The organism is Streptomyces sp. JH34 (assembly GCF_029428875.1).
Classification (GTDB): Bacteria; Actinomycetota; Actinomycetes; order Streptomycetales; family Streptomycetaceae; genus Streptomyces.
In genome coordinates this window covers 6,738,930-6,756,089 of sequence record NZ_JAJSOO010000001.1, presented here as the reverse complement: position 1 = coordinate 6,756,089, position 17,160 = coordinate 6,738,930, and the positions used below count along the sequence as shown (strand labels likewise).

General features: G+C 71.8%; 15 protein-coding genes. 8 read left to right on the top strand and 7 right to left on the bottom strand.

The window, feature by feature from the left end:
• Nucleotides 1-59 precede the first annotated feature (59 nt).
• Entirely contained in the window at nucleotides 60-980 is a 921-nt protein-coding gene (locus LWJ43_RS30370; RefSeq protein WP_277335370.1) for an AEC family transporter, read from the bottom strand.
• A gap of 112 nt (nucleotides 981-1,092) precedes the next feature.
• Nucleotides 1,093-2,148, bottom strand: coding sequence for a LacI family DNA-binding transcriptional regulator (locus LWJ43_RS30365; protein ID WP_277335369.1), 1,056 nt, complete (start codon nucleotides 2,146-2,148; stop codon nucleotides 1,093-1,095).
• A 271-nt stretch (nucleotides 2,149-2,419) separates the two neighbouring features.
• On the opposite strand from LWJ43_RS30365, the gene LWJ43_RS30360 reads away from it, so the two are divergent.
• From LWJ43_RS30360 to LWJ43_RS30340, 5 genes are all read left to right on the top strand, one after another.
• Entirely contained in the window at nucleotides 2,420-3,790 is a 1,371-nt protein-coding gene (locus tag LWJ43_RS30360; protein WP_277335368.1) for an extracellular solute-binding protein, read from the top strand.
• A 22-nt stretch (nucleotides 3,791-3,812) separates the two neighbouring features.
• Nucleotides 3,813-4,745, top strand: coding sequence for a carbohydrate ABC transporter permease (locus LWJ43_RS30355; protein ID WP_277335367.1), 933 nt, complete (start codon nucleotides 3,813-3,815; stop codon nucleotides 4,743-4,745).
• Nucleotides 4,746-4,748: 3 nt separating this feature from the next.
• A complete protein-coding gene (locus LWJ43_RS30350) occupies nucleotides 4,749-5,648 on the top strand; it encodes a carbohydrate ABC transporter permease (RefSeq protein ID WP_277336034.1) in 900 nt (299 codons plus the stop codon).
• Between the two features lie 75 nt (nucleotides 5,649-5,723).
• The gene (locus LWJ43_RS30345) at nucleotides 5,724-7,547 is read left to right on the top strand and encodes a glycoside hydrolase family 2 protein (RefSeq protein WP_277335366.1); all 1,824 of its coding nucleotides are present in this window, start codon (nucleotides 5,724-5,726) and stop codon (nucleotides 7,545-7,547) included.
• A 220-nt stretch (nucleotides 7,548-7,767) separates the two neighbouring features.
• Nucleotides 7,768-9,156: an MFS transporter gene (locus tag LWJ43_RS30340; RefSeq protein WP_277335365.1), complete on the top strand. Its 1,389-nt coding sequence runs from the start codon at nucleotides 7,768-7,770 to the stop codon at nucleotides 9,154-9,156.
• Between the two features lie 55 nt (nucleotides 9,157-9,211).
• On the opposite strand, the gene LWJ43_RS30335 is transcribed toward LWJ43_RS30340, so the two are convergent.
• The 4 genes from LWJ43_RS30335 to LWJ43_RS30320 form a co-directional block, all read right to left on the bottom strand.
• Nucleotides 9,212-9,691 carry an NUDIX hydrolase gene (locus LWJ43_RS30335; protein WP_277335364.1) on the bottom strand — a complete coding sequence of 160 codons (480 nt, stop codon included), beginning with the start codon at nucleotides 9,689-9,691 and terminating at the stop codon, nucleotides 9,212-9,214.
• 9 nt (nucleotides 9,692-9,700) lie between these two features.
• Nucleotides 9,701-11,332: an apolipoprotein N-acyltransferase gene (gene lnt, locus LWJ43_RS30330; RefSeq protein WP_277335363.1), complete on the bottom strand. Its 1,632-nt coding sequence runs from the start codon at nucleotides 11,330-11,332 to the stop codon at nucleotides 9,701-9,703.
• Nucleotides 11,333-11,388: 56 nt separating this feature from the next.
• Complete coding sequence (locus LWJ43_RS30325) at nucleotides 11,389-11,952, bottom strand: hypothetical protein (RefSeq protein ID WP_277335362.1); 564 nt, start codon at nucleotides 11,950-11,952, stop codon at nucleotides 11,389-11,391.
• A 70-nt stretch (nucleotides 11,953-12,022) separates the two neighbouring features.
• Complete coding sequence (locus LWJ43_RS30320) at nucleotides 12,023-12,814, bottom strand: glutamate racemase (RefSeq protein WP_277335361.1); 792 nt, start codon at nucleotides 12,812-12,814, stop codon at nucleotides 12,023-12,025.
• 58 nt (nucleotides 12,815-12,872) lie between these two features.
• Between LWJ43_RS30320 and LWJ43_RS30315 the strand changes: the two genes are divergently transcribed.
• On the top strand, nucleotides 12,873-14,054 hold the full coding sequence (locus LWJ43_RS30315; RefSeq protein WP_277335360.1) for a glycosyltransferase: 1,182 nt from the start codon (nucleotides 12,873-12,875) through the stop codon (nucleotides 14,052-14,054).
• Between the two features lie 33 nt (nucleotides 14,055-14,087).
• Here LWJ43_RS30315 and LWJ43_RS30310 read toward each other — a convergent pair whose 3' ends face one another.
• Entirely contained in the window at nucleotides 14,088-15,359 is a 1,272-nt protein-coding gene (locus LWJ43_RS30310) for a TerD family protein (RefSeq protein WP_277335359.1), read from the bottom strand.
• Nucleotides 15,360-15,743: 384 nt separating this feature from the next.
• Between LWJ43_RS30310 and LWJ43_RS30305 the strand changes: the two genes are divergently transcribed.
• The gene (locus LWJ43_RS30305) at nucleotides 15,744-16,235 is read left to right on the top strand and encodes a DUF6643 family protein (RefSeq protein WP_277335358.1); all 492 of its coding nucleotides are present in this window, start codon (nucleotides 15,744-15,746) and stop codon (nucleotides 16,233-16,235) included.
• Between the two features lie 45 nt (nucleotides 16,236-16,280).
• Nucleotides 16,281-17,105 carry an MOSC domain-containing protein gene (locus LWJ43_RS30300; protein WP_277335357.1) on the top strand — a complete coding sequence of 275 codons (825 nt, stop codon included), beginning with the start codon at nucleotides 16,281-16,283 and terminating at the stop codon, nucleotides 17,103-17,105.
• The last annotated feature ends 55 nt before the right edge of the window (nucleotides 17,106-17,160 follow it).

The following is a 17,160-nucleotide window of genomic DNA, read 5'->3' as shown; positions in this document are numbered from 1 at the left end:
GAGACTCTCCGGACTGGGGCGCGTGACCCGTGGCAGGCGGCGCCGGTGGCCGGTGTGCGCTACCCGAGGAGAGCGGCGACGGTGACCAGGGCCGGGATCGAACCGAGGGTGGACAGCAGGATGGATTCCCGGGCGAGTTGTTCGGCGACGCGGTACTGCGAGGCGTAGGTGTAGAGGTTCTGCGCGGCGGGCAGCGCCGAGGTCACGACGACGTCGAGGAGCGCCGCGCCGTGCAGGTGGAAGACGCCCGCGCCGATGCCCCAGGCGACGAAGGGCTGGACGGTCGTCTTGAGGACGGCGGACAGGACGATCGCGGGGCGGTTGTCCCCGCGGGCGGGTATGCCGCTGCCGCGCAGGGAGATCCCGAAGGCCAGCAGGACCGCGGGGACGGACATGTTGCCGATGAGGGTGAGGGGTTCGAGGGCGGGGGACGGCACGGTCCACCCGGTGGCGGCGACGGCGACGCCCGACAGCGAGCCGACGGCCATCGGATTGCGGAGGGGTGTGGTGAGGCGCTGCAGGAGGGGGCGGGGCTCGCCAGGCCTGCTCAGGTCGAGCACGGTCAGGGCGAGCGGGGTCACGACGATCTGCTGGAACAGCAGGACCGGGGCGACGAGCGAGGCGTCTCCCAGCACGTAGACGGCGATCGGGATCCCGAGGTTGCCGGCGTTGACGTAGCTGGAGCACAGGGCGCCGATGGTGAGTTGTCCCGTGCCCCAGCCGCGGAGGAGCCCCACGGTGACGAAGACGGCGGCCGCGGCGGCCGTCGCGGCCGCGGTGACCAGGAGCCGCTGGGAGAAGACGACCGACAGGTCGGCCTTCGCGAGGGTGGTGAAGAGCAGTGCGGGGGTGGCCACGTTGAAGGCCAGTCGGGTCAGGACCGTCCTGCCGTCCTCTCCCAGGTGCCCGCGGCGTCCGAGGACGTAGCCGATGCCTATGACGACGGCGATCACCGCGAATCCGGTGAGTACTCCCTGCATGGACTTCCTCGCCGATGTACCCGCTCGCTGATGCGCCGACCAGGACTCACCCTACGGTCACCGCGTGTCGGTGCTGCCTCTGGGCCGGGCGGCAGCGGCGGGGGCACGGGCGTCATCCGGACCCGGGGCCCTCCGTGCTCTCACGCAGGACCAGCCGGTGGGAGACCACGCGGTCCTGGGGTGACTGGACGCCGGAGGGCCGGGCGTCGGATGCCTCAGGCCCCTGCGCGGCTTCCTCGATGCGCCGGTGCAGAAGCTCGACGGCGACCCGGGCGACCGCCGCCTTGTCGGGTGCCACGGTGCTCAGCGTCGGCACGCTGAAGCGGCCCCCTTCCACGTCGTCGAAACCGATCACCGCCACGTCCTCGGGGACGCGGAGGCCGGATTCGTACAGGGACCGCAACGCACCCAGGGCGAGCTGGTCGTTGAGGCACAGCAGCGCGTCGGGCCGCTCTCCGGCACGCAGGGCCGCGGCCACCGCCCGGGCGCCGTCGGGCATCCTGAAGTCGTCCACCGGGAGCAGCGCCTCCGGCCGGTGGGCGATACCCGCCCGGGCCAGAGCGGCCAGGTATCCGCGGGTACGCGCCTCCGCGGTCCCGAGACCCGGTGCCTCGACGCCGCCGACCGCGAGGACGGTCCGCCGCCCGAGGCCGATCAGATGCTCCGTGGCCTCGCGCGCCGCCCTCTCGTTGTCGATGGCCACGTGGTCGGCGCCCTCCTCCAGCAGCTCCCCGAGCAGCACGGTCGGAGGCGCCCCGGCCCGGTCGCTGACGTCGTCCGCGGTGAGGGCGAGCGGGCTGAGGATGATCCCGTCGACGAAGTCGGAGCCGAATCCGGCCAGGGCGGCCAGTTCGTGCTCGCGGTCCGCCCCGGTCTGGTGGATGAGCACCGTGAGGGAGAGCCGCTCCGCCTCACGGATGACGTGCCGGGCGAGCTCGGCGAAGTACGGCACGTCCAGCTCGGGTACGACGAGGGCGATGATGCCCGTCCGGCCCTTGCGCAGGTGGCGCCCCGCCAGGTTCACGCGGTAGCCGAGATGGTCGATGGCCTCGCGGACCACACGCCGTGTCCGGTCGGAGACATGGACGTAGTCGTTGATCACGTTGGACACCGTCTTCTCCGACACCCCCGCGTGCCGTGCGACGTCCTTGATCCTGGGCCGTGCCACGCCCAACCTCCCTGGCCTCGAGCGTTGCCGAGTCTATGTCCCGGCCCGACGGAGGCAGACGGAGGCTCCCGGCCGGGATCGTGCCGGCGGTCCAGGTCTCGTCCAGCAGTACCGCCCGAACTCTTTACAGCGAATGTACATCGATGTAAAAAAAGGTGGCCGCACTGTTTCAGCCAGCGCGGCCCACCCACCTGCCGTGTGCGGTGGACCCGTCCGTGCCGGCGGTCCACCGCTGATCCGGCATGAGCGTCCGGCCGTCGAAAGGTCCGCGATGAGTTCTTCGTCCCACCCCCGTGAGGTGCCGGCGGTGCCCGGCCCCGGCCCGGCCCCCGGCATCGGGCGCCGTCGGCTGCTGCGTTACGGAGCGGCCGGTGCGAGCGCGCTGCTCGCCACGGGTCCCCTGACCGGCTGCTCCTCGCGGGCCTCCGCGTCCGACGCCTCGGCACTGAACGTGTGGGACCTGTTCCAGGGCGGTGACGGCATGCTGATGGACGACATGATCCGGGCCGTCTCCAAGGGGTCCGACGGCTTCGAGGTCGACCGCACGATCCTCGACTGGGGGCCGTCGTACTACACCAAGCTCGCCATGTCGGCCGCCGGTGGACGGGCGTCCGACGTGGCGGTCCTGCACCTGTCACGGCTCGCGGGATACGCCCCGGGCGGGCTGCTGGACCCGTTCGACCTCGACCTCCTGGCCGAATTCGGCGTCACCGAGAAGCACTTCACACCGGCCGTCTGGGCACGCACGAAGCACGACGGGGTCGTCTACGCCATCCCCCTGGACGTCCACCCGTTCATCGTGTTCTACAACCGGGACGCCGCGGACCGGGCCGGCCTCCTCGACCCGCAGGGCGAACTCGCCGCCATGGGTTCACCGAAGGCCATGCTGGAAGCGGGCAAGGCGCTGGCGGAGGTGACGGGCAAGTCCGGCATCCTCTTCGGCCACGTCACCGACACCGCACAGAACTGGCGGCAGTTCGCCGCTCTCTACGCGCAGACCGGCGCCGCCTTCACCCTGCCGGACGGTGGGCCCGCCGAGATCGACACCGACGCAGCGATCCAGGTCGTGTCGTTCATGCAGCAGCTCTTCGACGGCCGGACGAATCCCAACAACCTCGACTACAACAGTGCCCTGGCCGGGTTCCTGGGCGGTCGCGGCGGCATGGCCATGCTGGGCGAGTGGGAGCTCCCGACGCTCCGGAAGTCCGGTATCCCGCTCGGAGCCGCGCCCTTCCCCCAGGTGTTCGGCAAGCCCGCCGTCTACACCGACTCCCACAGCTACGTCCTGCCGCACCAGGCCAGTCCCGACCCGGCCCGCCGCAGGGAAGCGCACCGCTACGTCGCGGAGATCCTCAAGCAGAGCCTGACCTGGGCGAGCGCCGGACACATCCCCGCCTACCAGCCCGTGCTCGCCGAACCGGCGTACGCGAAGCTCGATCCGCAGTCCTCCTACGCCGACGCCGGAGAGGTGGCGGTGCTCGACCCGCCGAACTGGTTCGCCGGCGCCGCCTCGAACTTCCAGAACCGCATGTGCCAGCCGCTCCAGTCCGCGCTGCTGGGCAACACCTCCGCCGAGAAGGCGGTGCGGCAGATGGTCCGCGAGGCGAACACGCTGCTGCGGCAGCCCAATCCGGTGGCCTGACCGAGCAGAAGGAGTAACCGACGTGACCACCACCACGCCCATCGGGGCCCCCGCCCCGACCGGCGAGCCGCCCGTCGCCGTGTCCCCGAGGCGCGGCACCGGCCGCCGCGGACCGGGCCCGCTCTTCGTCCTTCCCTTCGCGGTCCCCTTCGCCCTCTTCCTGGTGTGGCCCGTGCTCCAGGGCATCTGGATGAGCTTCACCGACAGTTCCCTCGCGCTGCGCGCCACGTCCTTCGTGGGTCTCGACAACTACGCCGAGGCCTTCGGCGACCCGGACGTGTGGAGCAGTCTCGGCAACACCGTCTTCTTCACCGCCGCCTCCAGCGTCCCCCTGGTGCTGATCGCACTCGCCATGGCACTCCTGGTGCACAGCGGGCTCGCGGGGCAGTGGGCGTGGCGGCTCTCGTTCTTCGTGCCCTACCTGCTGCCGGTGACGGTGGTGACCCTCATCTGGACCTGGCTGTACCAGCCGGACGTCGGCCTCGGCAACGAACTGCTCGGCGCGCTCGGCCTCGAACCCGTCGGCTGGCTGTCCGACGAGTCCGTCGCGATGTGGTCGGTCGCCGCCCTCACGGTCTGGTGGACGGTCGGCTTCAACTTCCTGCTCTACCTCGCCGCCCTGCAGTCCCTGCCCACGGTCTTCGACGAGGCTGCCGCGCTCGACGGCGCGGGTGCCTGGCGGCGTCTGTGGTCCGTGACCCTCCCGCAGCTGCGGAGGACGACGGTCCTCGTCGCCATGCTCCAGATCCTCGCGTCGCTGAAGGTGTTCGACCAGATCTACATCCTCACCAAGGGCGGCCCGAACGGTTCGACCCGTCCGATCCTCGAGTACGTCTACGACGTCGGGTTCACCGGATACCGGCTGGGCTACGCCTCCGCCGTGTCGTACGTCTTCTTCGCCCTCGTCATCGTCGTCTCGCTCGCGCAGCTCCGCCTCTTCCGCCAGGAGGACTGACCGCTGTCCATCACCGCAAGCCCCGTGCGGGCCCGGCGTCTCCCGCCCCGGGAACGGCCCGGCTCCCCCCTGCTCCTCGGCCACGGCAGGCTGCCGCGTGTCCTCGCCGGCACCGCGCTCGTCGTGCTGGCGGCCGTCTGGCTGCTGCCGCTCGTCTGGGCGGTGGCCACCTCCGTCCAGAGTGAGCAGGACGTCGCCGAGCCGGGACTGTCCCCCTTCAAGGGAGCCTTCACCCTGGAGGCCTACCAGCAGATACTCGAGCGCGGGAACGTCACCGTGTGGGCGGCCAACAGCTTCCTCGTGGCCGGACTGGTCACCCTGATCACCGTCGCGGTCTCCACGCTCGCGGCCTACGGCTTCTCACGGGGCACCTTCCGCGGCCGTCGCGTCCTGCTCACCGTCACCGTCGCCGCCGTCATGGTCCCGCCGCAGCTCCTCGTCGTGCCGCTGTTCGAGCAGATGCTGATGTTCAACCTGGTCGACACCTACGCGGCGGTGATCCTGCCCCAGGTGGTGGCGCCCATGATGGTGTTCATCCTCAAGAGGTTCTTCGACGGCGTCCCCCGGGAGCTGGAGGACGCCGCCCGGCTCGACGGCGCGTCCGAGGTCAGGGTCTTCCTGTCCGTCGTGCTGCCGCTGTCCCGGCCGATCGTGGCCGCCGTGTCGATCTTCGTGTTCATCGGCGCGTGGAACAACTTCATGTGGCCGTTCATCGTCACCAACGACCCCGGCCTGATGACGCTCCCCGTGGGGCTCGCCACCGTCAAGGACGCCTTCGGCATCCAGTACGCCCAGGCCATGGCATCGGCTCTGCTGGCGGCGCTGCCGCTGGTCGTGGTGTTCCTCCTCTTCCAGCGCCGCATCGTGAGCTCGGTGGCCACCACCGGCCTCGGCGGCGCCTGACCGTCGCCCTTCCGCCCCTCCGCACCACCCGGGACCGGCCCCTCGCCGCCGGCCCGACGACTCACTGGAGCATGTGTGCCCACTCACTCCGTCCCCCGCCCGGAGTACCCGCGACCGCAGTTCGTCCGTCGCGACTGGCTCAACCTGAACGGCCCCTGGCAGTTCGAGACCGACCGGGGGGACAGCGGCCTCGAACGCGGTCTCCTCACCCGTGACCTGGACGGGCAGATACTCGTCCCCTTCCCTCCCGAGTCCGAGCTGTCCGGAATCGGCGACACCGACTTCCTCGAAGCCGTCTGGTACCGGCGCGTCCTGACGCTGCCGGCCGGCTGGGCCGGGCGCCGGGTCCTGCTGCACTTCGGGGCGGTCGACCACGACACCACGGTCTGGGCGAACGGCACCGAGGTGGCACGCCACCGTGGCGGCTTCACCCCGTTCACCGCCGACCTCGGCGACATCGCGGGCTCGGGGCAGGACGTCGTCGTCACCGTCCGGGCCCGTGATCCCCGCTCGGGTCCGCAGGCCCGTGGCAAGCAGGCGGTCAAGTACGCCAACCACGACTGCAACTACACGCGTGTCACCGGCATCTGGCAGACCGTCTGGCTGGAGCCGGTCCACGAGGCGCACCTGAGGCGTCCCAGGATCACCCCGGATCTGGCCGGCTCCGCCTTCCACCTGGAACTCCCGTTGTCCGGGAACCGTCCGGGCCAGGTGGTGCGCGCGGTACTGAGCGACGACGACGGAGAGGTGAGCAGGGCGGAGGCACGCGCCGACCTGGACCTGGCGCCGCGCCTCCACCTCCCGGTCCCGGCGGACAGGAGGCGCGAGTGGGGTCCGGACGACCCGCACCTCTACGACCTCCGGCTCGAACTCGTCGACGAGCGCGGGGCCGTGCTCGACGCTGTGGACAGCTACGCCGGGCTGCGCGCCGTCGGGCTGCGGGGCAAGGCGGTCACCCTCAACGGGCGCCCGCTCTTCCAGCGGCTCGTCCTCGACCAGGGCTGGTACCCGGACGGGCTGATGACCGCACCCACCGACGAGGCGCTGGTCCGCGACATCGAACTCGCCATGGAAGCCGGCTTCAACGGGGCCCGGCTCCACCAGAAGGTCTTCGAGGAGCGCTTCCTGTACCACGCCGACCGCCTCGGTTATCTGGTCTGGGGCGAGTTCGGCGACTGGGGCTGCGAGACGGGCGGTTCGTCGGGCGACAACCAGCAGCCGGACGCCTCCTTCGTCAGCCAGTGGCTCGAAGCCGTGGAGCGCGACTACTCGCACCCCTCGATCGTCGGCTGGTGCCCGCTCAACGAGACGTACCAGAAGCTGCACGACCGCATCACCGTGCTCGACGACGTCACACGCGCGATGTTCCTGGCCACCAAGGCCTTCGACGCCACACGGCCCGTGATCGACGCGTCCGGCTATGCCCACCGCGTCATGGAGACGGACGTCTACGACTCCCACAGCTACGAGCAGGACCCGGAGGCCTTCCGCCGGCAGATGGCCGGACTGGCCGAGGACGAACCCTTCGTCAACAGCTACGAGAACGGGGCGGCCTACTCACAGCCCTACCGGGGACAGCCGTACTTCGTGAGCGAGTTCGGCGGGATCTGGTGGGACCCGGAGGCCGCCGCCGCCCAGTCCGGTGAGGACCGGACGCTCTCCTGGGGATACGGCGAACGGGTGCGGAACGAGGACGAGTTCCACGCGCGCTTCGAGGGCCTCACCGGTGTGCTGCTCCAGGACCCCGCCATGTTCGGCTACTGCTACACGCAGTTGACGGACGTGTTCCAGGAGCAGAACGGCGTCTACCGCTTCGACCGCGGCACCAAGCTCGACGTGGAACGCATACGGGCCGCCCAGACGCGCCCGGCCGCGATCGAGGAGCAGGACGGCCGCTGACGAGCACCTGACGGAGGCCGCCCCGGACCCGCCGGGGCGGCCTGGACCCGCCGAACCGCCTCCCGCGGGGGCACGTCCATCGCGCGGCGCCGCCCCATGGTGGGGACACGCACCCCGGCGCCCCGAACTGTGGTGTCCCGCCACATACGCCCCCGACCTGCCCCTTCCTACGGTATGGCGACACGGAAACGTCCCCGCCAACTGTCCGGAAGTGGTACCCATGGCCGCCCCAGCAACCGCTCCCCCACCCCCGTCCAACCTTCGCCGCATCGTCGCGGCGAGCCTCGTCGGAACCACGGTGGAGTGGTACGACTTCTTCCTCTACGGCTCCGCTGCCGCGCTGGTCTTCAACAAGCTCTTCTTCCCCGAGTCCGACCCGCTCGTCGGCACCCTCCTTTCCTTCCTCACCTACGCCGTGGGCTTCGCCGCACGCCCCGTCGGGGCCCTGGTGTTCGGTCACTACGGGGACCGGCTCGGACGCAAGAAGCTCCTGGTGCTCAGCCTGCTGATGATGGGAGGCGCGACCTTCGCCATCGGGCTCCTCCCGACGCACGCCACCATCGGTTCCGCCGCACCCGTCCTGCTCACCGTCCTCCGCCTGGTGCAGGGGTTCGCCCTCGGCGGCGAGTGGGGCGGTGCCGTGCTGCTCGTGTCCGAACACGGCGACGCGAAACGGCGCGGGTTCTGGGCGTCGTGGCCCCAGACGGGGGCGCCCGCCGGGCAGTTGCTCGCCACAGCGGTGCTCTCCGCCCTCACCGCGCTCCTGTCCGAGTCCGCCTTCGAGTCATGGGGGTGGCGGATTCCCTTCCTCCTCTCGGGCGTGCTCGTGATCCTCGGGCTGTGGATTCGTCTCTCTGTCGATGAATCGCCTGTCTTCAAGGCGGCACTGGCCCAGGCCGAAGAGCGCAAGGCGGCCGCCGCGCCGGCGGAGAAGATGCCCCTGGTCGCCGTCCTGCGGCATCACTGGCGCGACGTGCTGATCGCCATGGGTGCCCGGATGGCCGAGAACATCAGCTACTACGTGATCACCGCGTTCATCCTCGTGTACGCCACGACCTCCGCGGAGCTGAGCAAGCAGACGGCTCTCAACGCCGTACTCGTCGCGTCCGCCGTGCACTTCGCCGTGATCCCGCTGTGGGGGGCGTTGTCCGACCGGGTGGGGCGCAGGCCCGTCTATCTGGTCGGTGCCATCGGTGTGGCGCTGTGGATGTTCCCGTTCTTCGCGCTGATCGACGGCAGGAGCTTCGGGAGCCTGCTGCTCGCCGTCACGGTCGGACTGGTCTTCCACGGTGCCATGTACGCACCGCAGGCGGCCTTCTTCGCGGAGATGTTCGCGACCAGGATGCGCTACTCGGGCGCGTCCATCGGCGCCCAGTTCTCATCGGTCGCCGCGGGCGCCCCGGCTCCCCTGATCGCGACCGCGCTCCTCGCCGACTTCGGCAGCTCGACGCCGATCTCGCTGTACGTCATCGCCGCCTCGCTGCTCACCGTGCTGGCGATCGTCTGCGCGAAGGAGACCAGGAGCCGGGACCTCACGGAGATCGAGCCGGAGGCCGGGAGGCAGGCCATGGATACCGCGACACCGCCCGCCGACGCCCGGAGCGTCTGAACCGACGCCGCCCCGAAGGGCCCGCCTCCACCGCGTTCCGGGGGAGCCGGGCCCGTCAGGCGTCCGGCGTGCGTGCGAACCAGGTGGGACCGTCGGTGAGGGACTGCTTGATCCGGAAGAGCGAGAACTCGCTCAGCGGCGGTAGGGCGTCGACGTCGAACCAGGCCACTTCCAGCGACTCGTCGTCGTTCACCCGGGCCTCGCCGCCGACGGCCCGGCAGCGGAACGTGATGTCGACGTACTGGCAGCGGTCACCGTTGGCGTACTGCACCGGCTTCAGCGCCTGCGTGAGCACGACCCGCTCGGCGACGCAGCGCACCGCCGTCTCCTCGTACACCTCGCGCTCCGCGGTCGCCGCCGGCTCCTCGCCCGGCTCACCGATGCCGCCGACGACCGACCACTTGCCGGTGTCCGACCGGCGGCCGAGCAGGACCCTTCCCCCGTCGTCGAAGACGACCGCGGTGACTCCCGGCAGCAGGAGCAGCTGGTGGCCGGCGGTGGCCCTGATGTCACGGATGAAGTCCGGTGTACCCATGCGAGGAGCCTACGCCGCGGCCGGCACGTCCCCGGGAGCGGCCTCCACGGCCTTCCGCGCCTTCCGCGTGCGCACCGACAGGGCCGTGGCCCAGCCGAGTCCGCCCAGGGCGAGCAGCACCAGAACGCCTTCCGGCAGAGCCCCCATCCGGGTCGCGGGCGTGAGCGAGGACCGCAGGGGCACCTCGTCGACCAGCGCGTCAGCGGTGAACATCTTCGTCTTCTCCACGATCGTGCCGTCCGGCCGGATCACCGCGCTGACGCCGCTGGTGACGGGCACGACGACGGACCGGCCGTGCTCGACGGCCCGCACCTGGCTCATGGCGAGCTGCTGATAGGTCATCTCGCTGCGTCCGAAGGTCGCGTTGTTGCTCGGTACGGCGATCAGCTGTCCGCCGTCCTTGACGGTGTCGCGCACGGCGTCGTCGAAGGCGGCTTCGTAGCAGGTCACGAGCCCGACCTTGGTGCCCGCGAGGTCGAACACGCCGACCTTGCCGCCCGGGCCGAAGTCCCGCTGCACGCGGTCGACGTCCTTGCTGAAGACGCGTGCGACGGACCGCATCGGCATGTACTCGCCGAACGGCTGGATGTGCCTCTTGTCGTACGTGTCCACGGGGCCGCTCTTCGGGTCCCACTCGATCAGCGTGTTGCGCAGGGGCCCGGTGTCGGGGGTGAGGACGGCGCCGATGACGGTGGGGGCGCCGATGGCCCGCACGGCCCGGTCGATGGCCTCGCGGGCGTCGGCGTTGCGGTACGGGTCGAGGTCCGAGGAGTTCTCCGGCCACAGGACGAAGTCGGGCTGGGGCACCTTCCCCGCCTTCACGTCCCGGGCGAGCTGCTCGGTCCGGTTCGCGTGGTTGTCCAGGACGGCCCGGCGCTGGGAGTTGAAGTCGAGTCCCAGGCGCGGCACGTTGCCCTGGACGGCGGCGACCGTGGCGGTGCCGTCCTCGGGCGAGTCGTCCACGAGCGGGAGGGCCGCCAGTGCCGCGGCGACCGGCGCGGCCACCGTGACGGCGGCGGCAACGACGGCGGAGCGCGGCACCACGCCCGTGGCACGGTGGCGGCGGACCTGCCGGACCGCCTCCAGGAGCCCGAAGCCGCACAGCACGACGGCGAAGGAGAGCAGCGGGGTGCCGCCGAGTGCGGCGAGCGGGAGGAACGCGCTGTCGGCCTGGCCGAAGGCGATCTTGCCCCAGGGGAACCCACCGAAGGGAACGCGGGCACGCACTGCCTCGTCGAGGGTCCAGACGGCAGCCGCCCAGACCGGCCAGTACGGGAGACGGGAGACAGCGGCGACGCCGACGCAGCCGACGGCGATGAACACCGCTTCGGCGAGGGCGAGCGCGAGCCACGGGACGGGGCCGACCTCCTCCCCCGTCCAGTGGAGCAGCGGCAGCATGAAGCCGAGGCCCGCGAGGAGACCCAGGCCCAGTGCCGCGCGCAGCCTACGCGCGGAGAGGACCCAGCCCAGCAGTGCGAAGCCCGGCAGCACCAGCCACCACAGGGGCCGGGGCGGGAAGCTCGCGTAGAGCAGCGCACCGGACAGCACGGCTGCGGCCGGCCGGGCGAGCCGCGGCCACAGCTTCCTGCTGCGGGGCGCGGGGGCGGGCGGCGGTTCGACGGTGGTGACGGTGGCGCTCACCTGCCGGATTCTACGGTGGGCCGCTGTGGGGCCGGCAGCCGCTCCGGCCCGCCGTCTCAGGGGGCCGGGGTCTTACCCGTGGCCGCGAGGTGCAGGCGGTCGCGGATGAAGCGCACGGCTGCCTCCGCGTCGTCCACCGTGACGGTGAAGGTCCTGCCGTCCCCCAGCCGGAGCACCAGTGCCTCCCCGCGGCGCACGACGACGGCCGTGCCCTTCTCGGGCCGCCAGCGGTAGCCCCAGCCTCCCCACTGGCGCGGGGTGACCCTGGGGGCGAACTCCGCGCCCACCACATGGGTGAGCAGGATCCGGCGCCTGGGGAGTCCGGCGTGACCGCAGCGCACCTCGAGGGCGTCCCCGTCGACCTTGACGGCCACGTGCACGAAGGCGAGCGTCCCGAAGAGGATCAGGAGTCCGGCGGCTACACAGCCGATGACGGACATGAGCAGGGGGGCGAATCCGCCACCCCACGCCGAGTCGACGGCCAGTTCGATGCCGAGTGCCAGGAACGCCGCCCCCACGGCCGCGAGCAGCCACTGGAAGCGGTTGGTGGCCCGTCCCGTCCAGACCGTGCTCGGGGCCTGGCTCGAACCGTGCCGCGCGTTACGGGGGTGGTCCGTCATGCCCAGCAGCGTACCCACGTTCCGCGACGCGGGGACGGGGTGCGCGGCCCGGCCAGGTGTGCGCACGGAGTCAGAGCGCGGGGCTGACGGCCCCGAGCAGCAGTCCCTCGGCGTAGGCCAGAGCGGGTACGGGGAGCCCGGCGACATGCCCCGCGAGGAGGACCGTGAGGGTGCCGGTCGGTTCGGCCGACGGAGCGGGAACCGCTCCGACACGGCGCAGCGCCTGCGCGGCGACCGCGTCGGCGGAGCCGTGCAGGACGAGCGGCGGCCGTCCGGCCCGGTCGCGCTCGACGGCGGCGCGAATGCGTTCGGCCACGAGTTCGTAGTGGGTGCAGCCGAGGACGACGTCCGTGACGTGCGACGGGGTGAGTGCCGCGGCTGCGGCCACCGCTCGGTCGATCGCCGTCTCGTCGGCGTGCTCGACGGCGTCGGCGAGACCCGGGCAGGGCACTTCGGTCACGTCCACGGCCCGCGCGAAGTCGTTGATCAGCCCGCGCTGGTAGGGGCTTCCGGTGGTCGCCGGCGTCGCCCAGATGGCGAAGGGGCCCCCGCCCGCGGCGGCCGGCTTGATCGCGGGCACCGTGCCGATGACAGGGAGGGCGGGTTCCAGTTCGGCCCGCAGAGTGGGCAGGGCGTGGACGGAGGCGGTGTTGCAGGCCACGATCAGGGCGTCCGGCCGGTGGGCGGCGGCGGCCTGTGCCACGGCGAGCGCACGCCGGGTCACGTCCTCGGGGGTACGCGGCCCCCAGGGCATCGAACCGGGGTCCGAGGACAGCACCAGATCGGCGTCCGGCCGCAGTCGGCGTACCGCGGCCGCTGCCGCGAGCAGGCCGATTCCCGAGTCCATGAGTGCGATCTTCACCCGGTCACCATAGTCGACAGCCCTTGCGGCACCGCCGGAGTGGGGCACACTTCGACGGATGAGCGCCGTTGCCTGGATCGCCGTTGGTTCGCTGGTCGTGTGGGTGTGGCTGCTGCTGGGCCAGGGGTTCTTCTGGCGGACGGACCAGCGGCTTCCCCGGCGCGGGGATCCGGAGCGCTGGCCCTCGGTGGCGGTGGTCGTCCCCGCGAGGGACGAGGCGGAGGTGCTGCCGGTGAGCCTGCCGTCGCTGCTGGCCCAGGACTATCCGGGAGACGCGGAGATCTTCCTCGTCGACGACTGCAGCGGCGACGGCACGGGGGACCTCGCCCGTGCGCTGTCCGAGCGGTGCGGAGGGCTGCCGCTGACCGTGGTGACGCCCGGTGAACCGGAGCCGGGGTGGACGGGAAAGCTCTGGGCGCTGCGGCACGGAATGGCCCTGGCCCGGCTGCGGAAGCCTGAGTTCCTGCTCCTGACGGACGCCGACATCGCTCACGAGCCGGACAGCCTGCGGGAGCTCGTCGCCGCGGCGGGCGCCGAGGGCGCGGACGGCTTCGACCTGGTCTCCCAGATGGCGAGGCTGCGGGTGACGAGTACCTGGGAGCGGCTGGTCGTGCCCGCCTTCGTCTACTTCTTCGGCCAGCTGTACCCGTTCCGCCGGGTGAACGCGAGGGGGTCGCGGACCGCCGCGGCGGCGGGCGGCTGCGTCCTGCTTCGTGCCGCGGCCGCCGAGCGGGCGCGTGTCCCGGAGTCCATCCGTCAGGCGGTGATCGACGACGTGTCGCTGGCGCGTGCGGTCCGGCGCGGCGGCGGCCGTATCTGGCTGGGTCTCGCCGACCGGGTCGACAGCGTGCGGCCCTATCCGCGGCTGGCCGACCTGTGGGAGATGGTCGCGCGCAGTGCGTACGCGCAGCTGCGGCACAGTCCGGTGCTTCTGGTCGGCACGGTCCTCGGTCTGGGGCTGGTCTATGTCGCGCCGCCCGTCACGTTGGGCGCCGGGCTGCTGACGGGTGATCCGGTGGCCGCGGTGGCGGGCGGGGCGGCCTGGACGGTGATGGCGGGGACCTACGTGCCCATGCTCAGGTACTACCGGCAGTCGCTGTGGCTTGCGCCGCTGCTGCCCTTCACCGCCGTCCTGTACCTCCTGATGACGGTGGATTCCGCCGTGCGGCACCACCGGGGGCTCGGCGCGGCCTGGAAGGGGCGTACGTACTCCCGTCCCGAGGCCGCACCGGAATCGTGAGCCCGGCCGCCGGTGCGGCGGCGGGCCCGGGGATCATTTGCGCCCGGGGGTCCAGTTCATGCCCCAGCCGTAGGCCGCGTCGATGGTCCGCTGGGGGCTCACCCCTCGCTGCGGGACGAGATAGCGGGCCTCGCGCTGCACGGTGAGGTCCCGCCCGTCACTGGTGATCAGTGCGAGCGCGCAGACGGTGGACGGCACGGTGCACTCGTCGAGGGAGAAGTCGATCGCCGCGCCGTTCTGCGGCTGCAGGGTGACCGTGGCGTGCAGATCGGCGAAGCTCCGGGCGCCCTCGTAGATGGTGACGAAGATCAGGACGCGGCGGAGCTGGTCCTTGTGGTCGAGGTTGAGCGTGAGGTTCTCGCCCGTGGAGACCGCACCGGTGCGGTCGTCCCCGTCGAGGTGGATGTAGGGCGGCTGCCGGAGGGAGCCGAAGGCGTTCCCGAGCGCCTGGACGACCCCCTTGCGCCCGTCGGTGAGTTCGTACAGGGCGCAGAGGTCGAGGTCCAGGTCGGCGTGGACGGCGACGGCCCTGCCGAGCTTCGCGCCCCAGCCCTTGAACTGCTTGCGCACCTCCCAGTTGAGATTGACGCGCAGCGCTCCGGACGTGCCGCCCTGTTTCGACAGCGACACCGAAGGGGCGTCCTTCGTCAGCGTGACCTTGGTCAGTCTCACGGCCTGTACGACCGGGGGCGCGGGTGGGGGCGAGGGGGCCGGGCGGGCGGGGGGCTGGGGAGCCATCCGTGCCGGCCGGGGTGGCGGCGCCTGCTGGGGCTCGTCGACGGAGATCCCGAAGTCCGTCGCGAGACCCTCCAGTCCGGTGTCGTACCCCTGCCCCACGGCCCTGAACTTCCAGGCGCCCTGGCGCAGGTAGAGCTCGCCGAGGATGAAGGCGGTCTCGACGGTCGCGTCGGCCGTGTCGAAGCGCGCGAGCTCGGAGCCGTTCGCCCGGTCCACGATCCTCACGTAGAGGCCTGCCACCCGTCCGAAGGTGCCGCCGTCCGCCGAGGCCGCGATCACGACGCGGTCGATCGCCGGCTCGATCCGCGCGAGGTCGACCGCGAGGGTGTCCGTGACGGCTCCCCCGGCCGTCCGCTTGCCCTCGTGGCGCACCGCGCCGGATCCGTGCGACGGCTGGTTGTAGAAGACGAAGTCCGCGTCGCTGCGCACCCTTCCCGCCACGAGGAGGAGCGCCGAGGCGTCCACGTCGGGGGTCCCGGGTGAGGTGTGCCAGCCCAGTTCGACCCGCACGGCCTCAGCCGGCACCCCGACGTTGGTTCCCTTTTGCATCGTCATGCTCGCCCCCATCACGCGTCCGGCCGGCTGGAAAGCCTGCCGCCAACCTAATCCCCGGGACCGCCGGGGCCCACGGCCCCGCGGGGAGCGTCGCCGACGGTCCGCCCGCATCCTCCCCGCGACTCCCCCTTCACACGATCACGGCGCGGTCCGGTTCCGGCCCGTTCCGCCGAGCACCCCCGCGCTCCCCGGAAACACGGTCCACGCCGGCCGCGTACCGGCATCGGCGGCGGGAGCCCGTCGACGGAGGATCAGGATCCGCCCAGGAGGAGCCCCCTGTGTCAACAGAGGCCTCACGCATGTCCAGGCAGGTCGGACCGACAAAAGCAGCGTAAACCGGATAACCCCAAGATTGGGGCTCCCCAACCAGCACATCGTGGGCTTAACTTATGTGTCATGACCTCCCCCCGCTCCACCTACGGCAGCGGCTACTACGCCGCGCCGTCGTTCCCCGACACCCCGATATACGACTCCCTGGTAGCCGAGCGGGGGACCCCGCAGATCGCGCCGATCCGGGTCCCGGCCGCCTACGACACCGGGAACAGTTACCTGCCGGCCCTGCCGTCGGCGCTGCCCGCCCTGCCCGCGGCCCCGTCGCAGCAGACCGGGTCCTACGGCTACCCGCAGCAGTCGGCGCAGCCGCAGTACCAGAGCGCCGGGATGCAGCAGTCGCCGATGATGCAGCCCGCACAGCTGCAGCACGCCCCGGCGCCGTACATCCCGCAGCAGCCGTCGGCGCCCCGCGGCTACCAGCAGCCGCAGCAGCCCCAGCGACCCGGCACCGGTTACGAGGCGATGCGTCCCGCGTCGCCCCGGCCCGCGCCCGCTCCCGTGCAGTCGCCGTACGAGGACCAGTACAACCGGCCGTACCAGAGCCGGGGGTACTGACGGGCGCTGCCGCACACCGTGGGTGACGGCCGGCAGGATGAGGGCATGCCCTCGCCCGAGCTCGGTGCCGTGTACATCCATCCGGTCAAGTCACTGGCCGCCCGTGCGTCCGACGAGGCCGTGGTCGAGCCATGGGGACTCGGCGGCGACCGCCGCTGGATGCTGATCGACGCCGAGAACAGGGTGGTCACCCAGCGTCAGCAGCCCAGCATGGCGATGCTGTCCGCCGAGACCCTGCCCGGTGGCGGGGTGGCCCTGTCCGCGCCCGGGAGTCCGTCGCTGGTGGTGGAGGTACCCGTCGCGGACGGCACCGTCGTCGCTCAGCTGCACCGGAGCAAGGTCGAGGTGGCGGTGGCCGCGGGGGCGGCGCACGCCTGGTTCGGCGCACGCCTCGGTGCGGAGGTCCGGCTCGTCCATCTCGACGCGCCGTCGCACCGCAGGCCCGTCGATCCGGAGTTCGGCCGGCCCGGCGAGACGGTCTCGCTCGCCGACGGCTATCCGCTGCTCCTCACCACGAGCGCCTCGCTGGACGCGCTCAACTCGCTGGTGGCCCTGGGGGACCATCCCGAGGAGGGGCCGCTGCCGATGGACCGGTTCCGTCCGAACGTGGTCGTGGACGGCACGGCGCCCTGGGCCGAGGACGACTGGGAGCGGATCGCGATCGGGGAGGTCGCGTTCCGCGTCGTGAAGCCGTGCGGACGGTGCGTTGTCACGACCACCGACCAGCGGACGGCGAAACGGGGCAGGGAGCCGCTGCGCACACTCGCCGAGCACCGCAGGGACGGCAGGCACCTCCTCTTCGGTCAGAACATGATCCCGGAGGGCACGGGGGCGATCAGGGTCGGGGACCCGGTGCGTGTCCTCGGCTGACCTCCCGGACCGTCCGGTGCCGGAACTCCGGCGGGCGTGGGGGGCGTTGCCGGCG

Coding starts and splice junctions, on each gene's coding strand:
- LWJ43_RS30360 (WP_277335368.1), top strand. CDS start 2,420: ATGAGTTCTTCGTCCCACCCCCGTGAGGTGCCGGCGGTGCCCGGCCCC.
- LWJ43_RS30340 (WP_277335365.1), top strand. CDS start 7,768: ATGGCCGCCCCAGCAACCGCTCCCCCACCCCCGTCCAACCTTCGCCGC.
- LWJ43_RS30310 (WP_277335359.1), bottom strand. CDS start 15,359: ATGGGGGCGAGCATGACGATGCAAAAGGGAACCAACGTCGGGGTGCCG.
- LWJ43_RS30305 (WP_277335358.1), top strand. CDS start 15,744: ATGACCTCCCCCCGCTCCACCTACGGCAGCGGCTACTACGCCGCGCCG.
- LWJ43_RS30370 (WP_277335370.1), bottom strand. CDS start 980: ATGCAGGGAGTACTCACCGGATTCGCGGTGATCGCCGTCGTCATAGGC.
- LWJ43_RS30335 (WP_277335364.1), bottom strand. CDS start 9,691: ATGGGTACACCGGACTTCATCCGTGACATCAGGGCCACCGCCGGCCAC.
- LWJ43_RS30300 (WP_277335357.1), top strand. CDS start 16,281: ATGCCCTCGCCCGAGCTCGGTGCCGTGTACATCCATCCGGTCAAGTCA.
- LWJ43_RS30315 (WP_277335360.1), top strand. CDS start 12,873: ATGAGCGCCGTTGCCTGGATCGCCGTTGGTTCGCTGGTCGTGTGGGTG.
- LWJ43_RS30325 (WP_277335362.1), bottom strand. CDS start 11,952: ATGACGGACCACCCCCGTAACGCGCGGCACGGTTCGAGCCAGGCCCCG.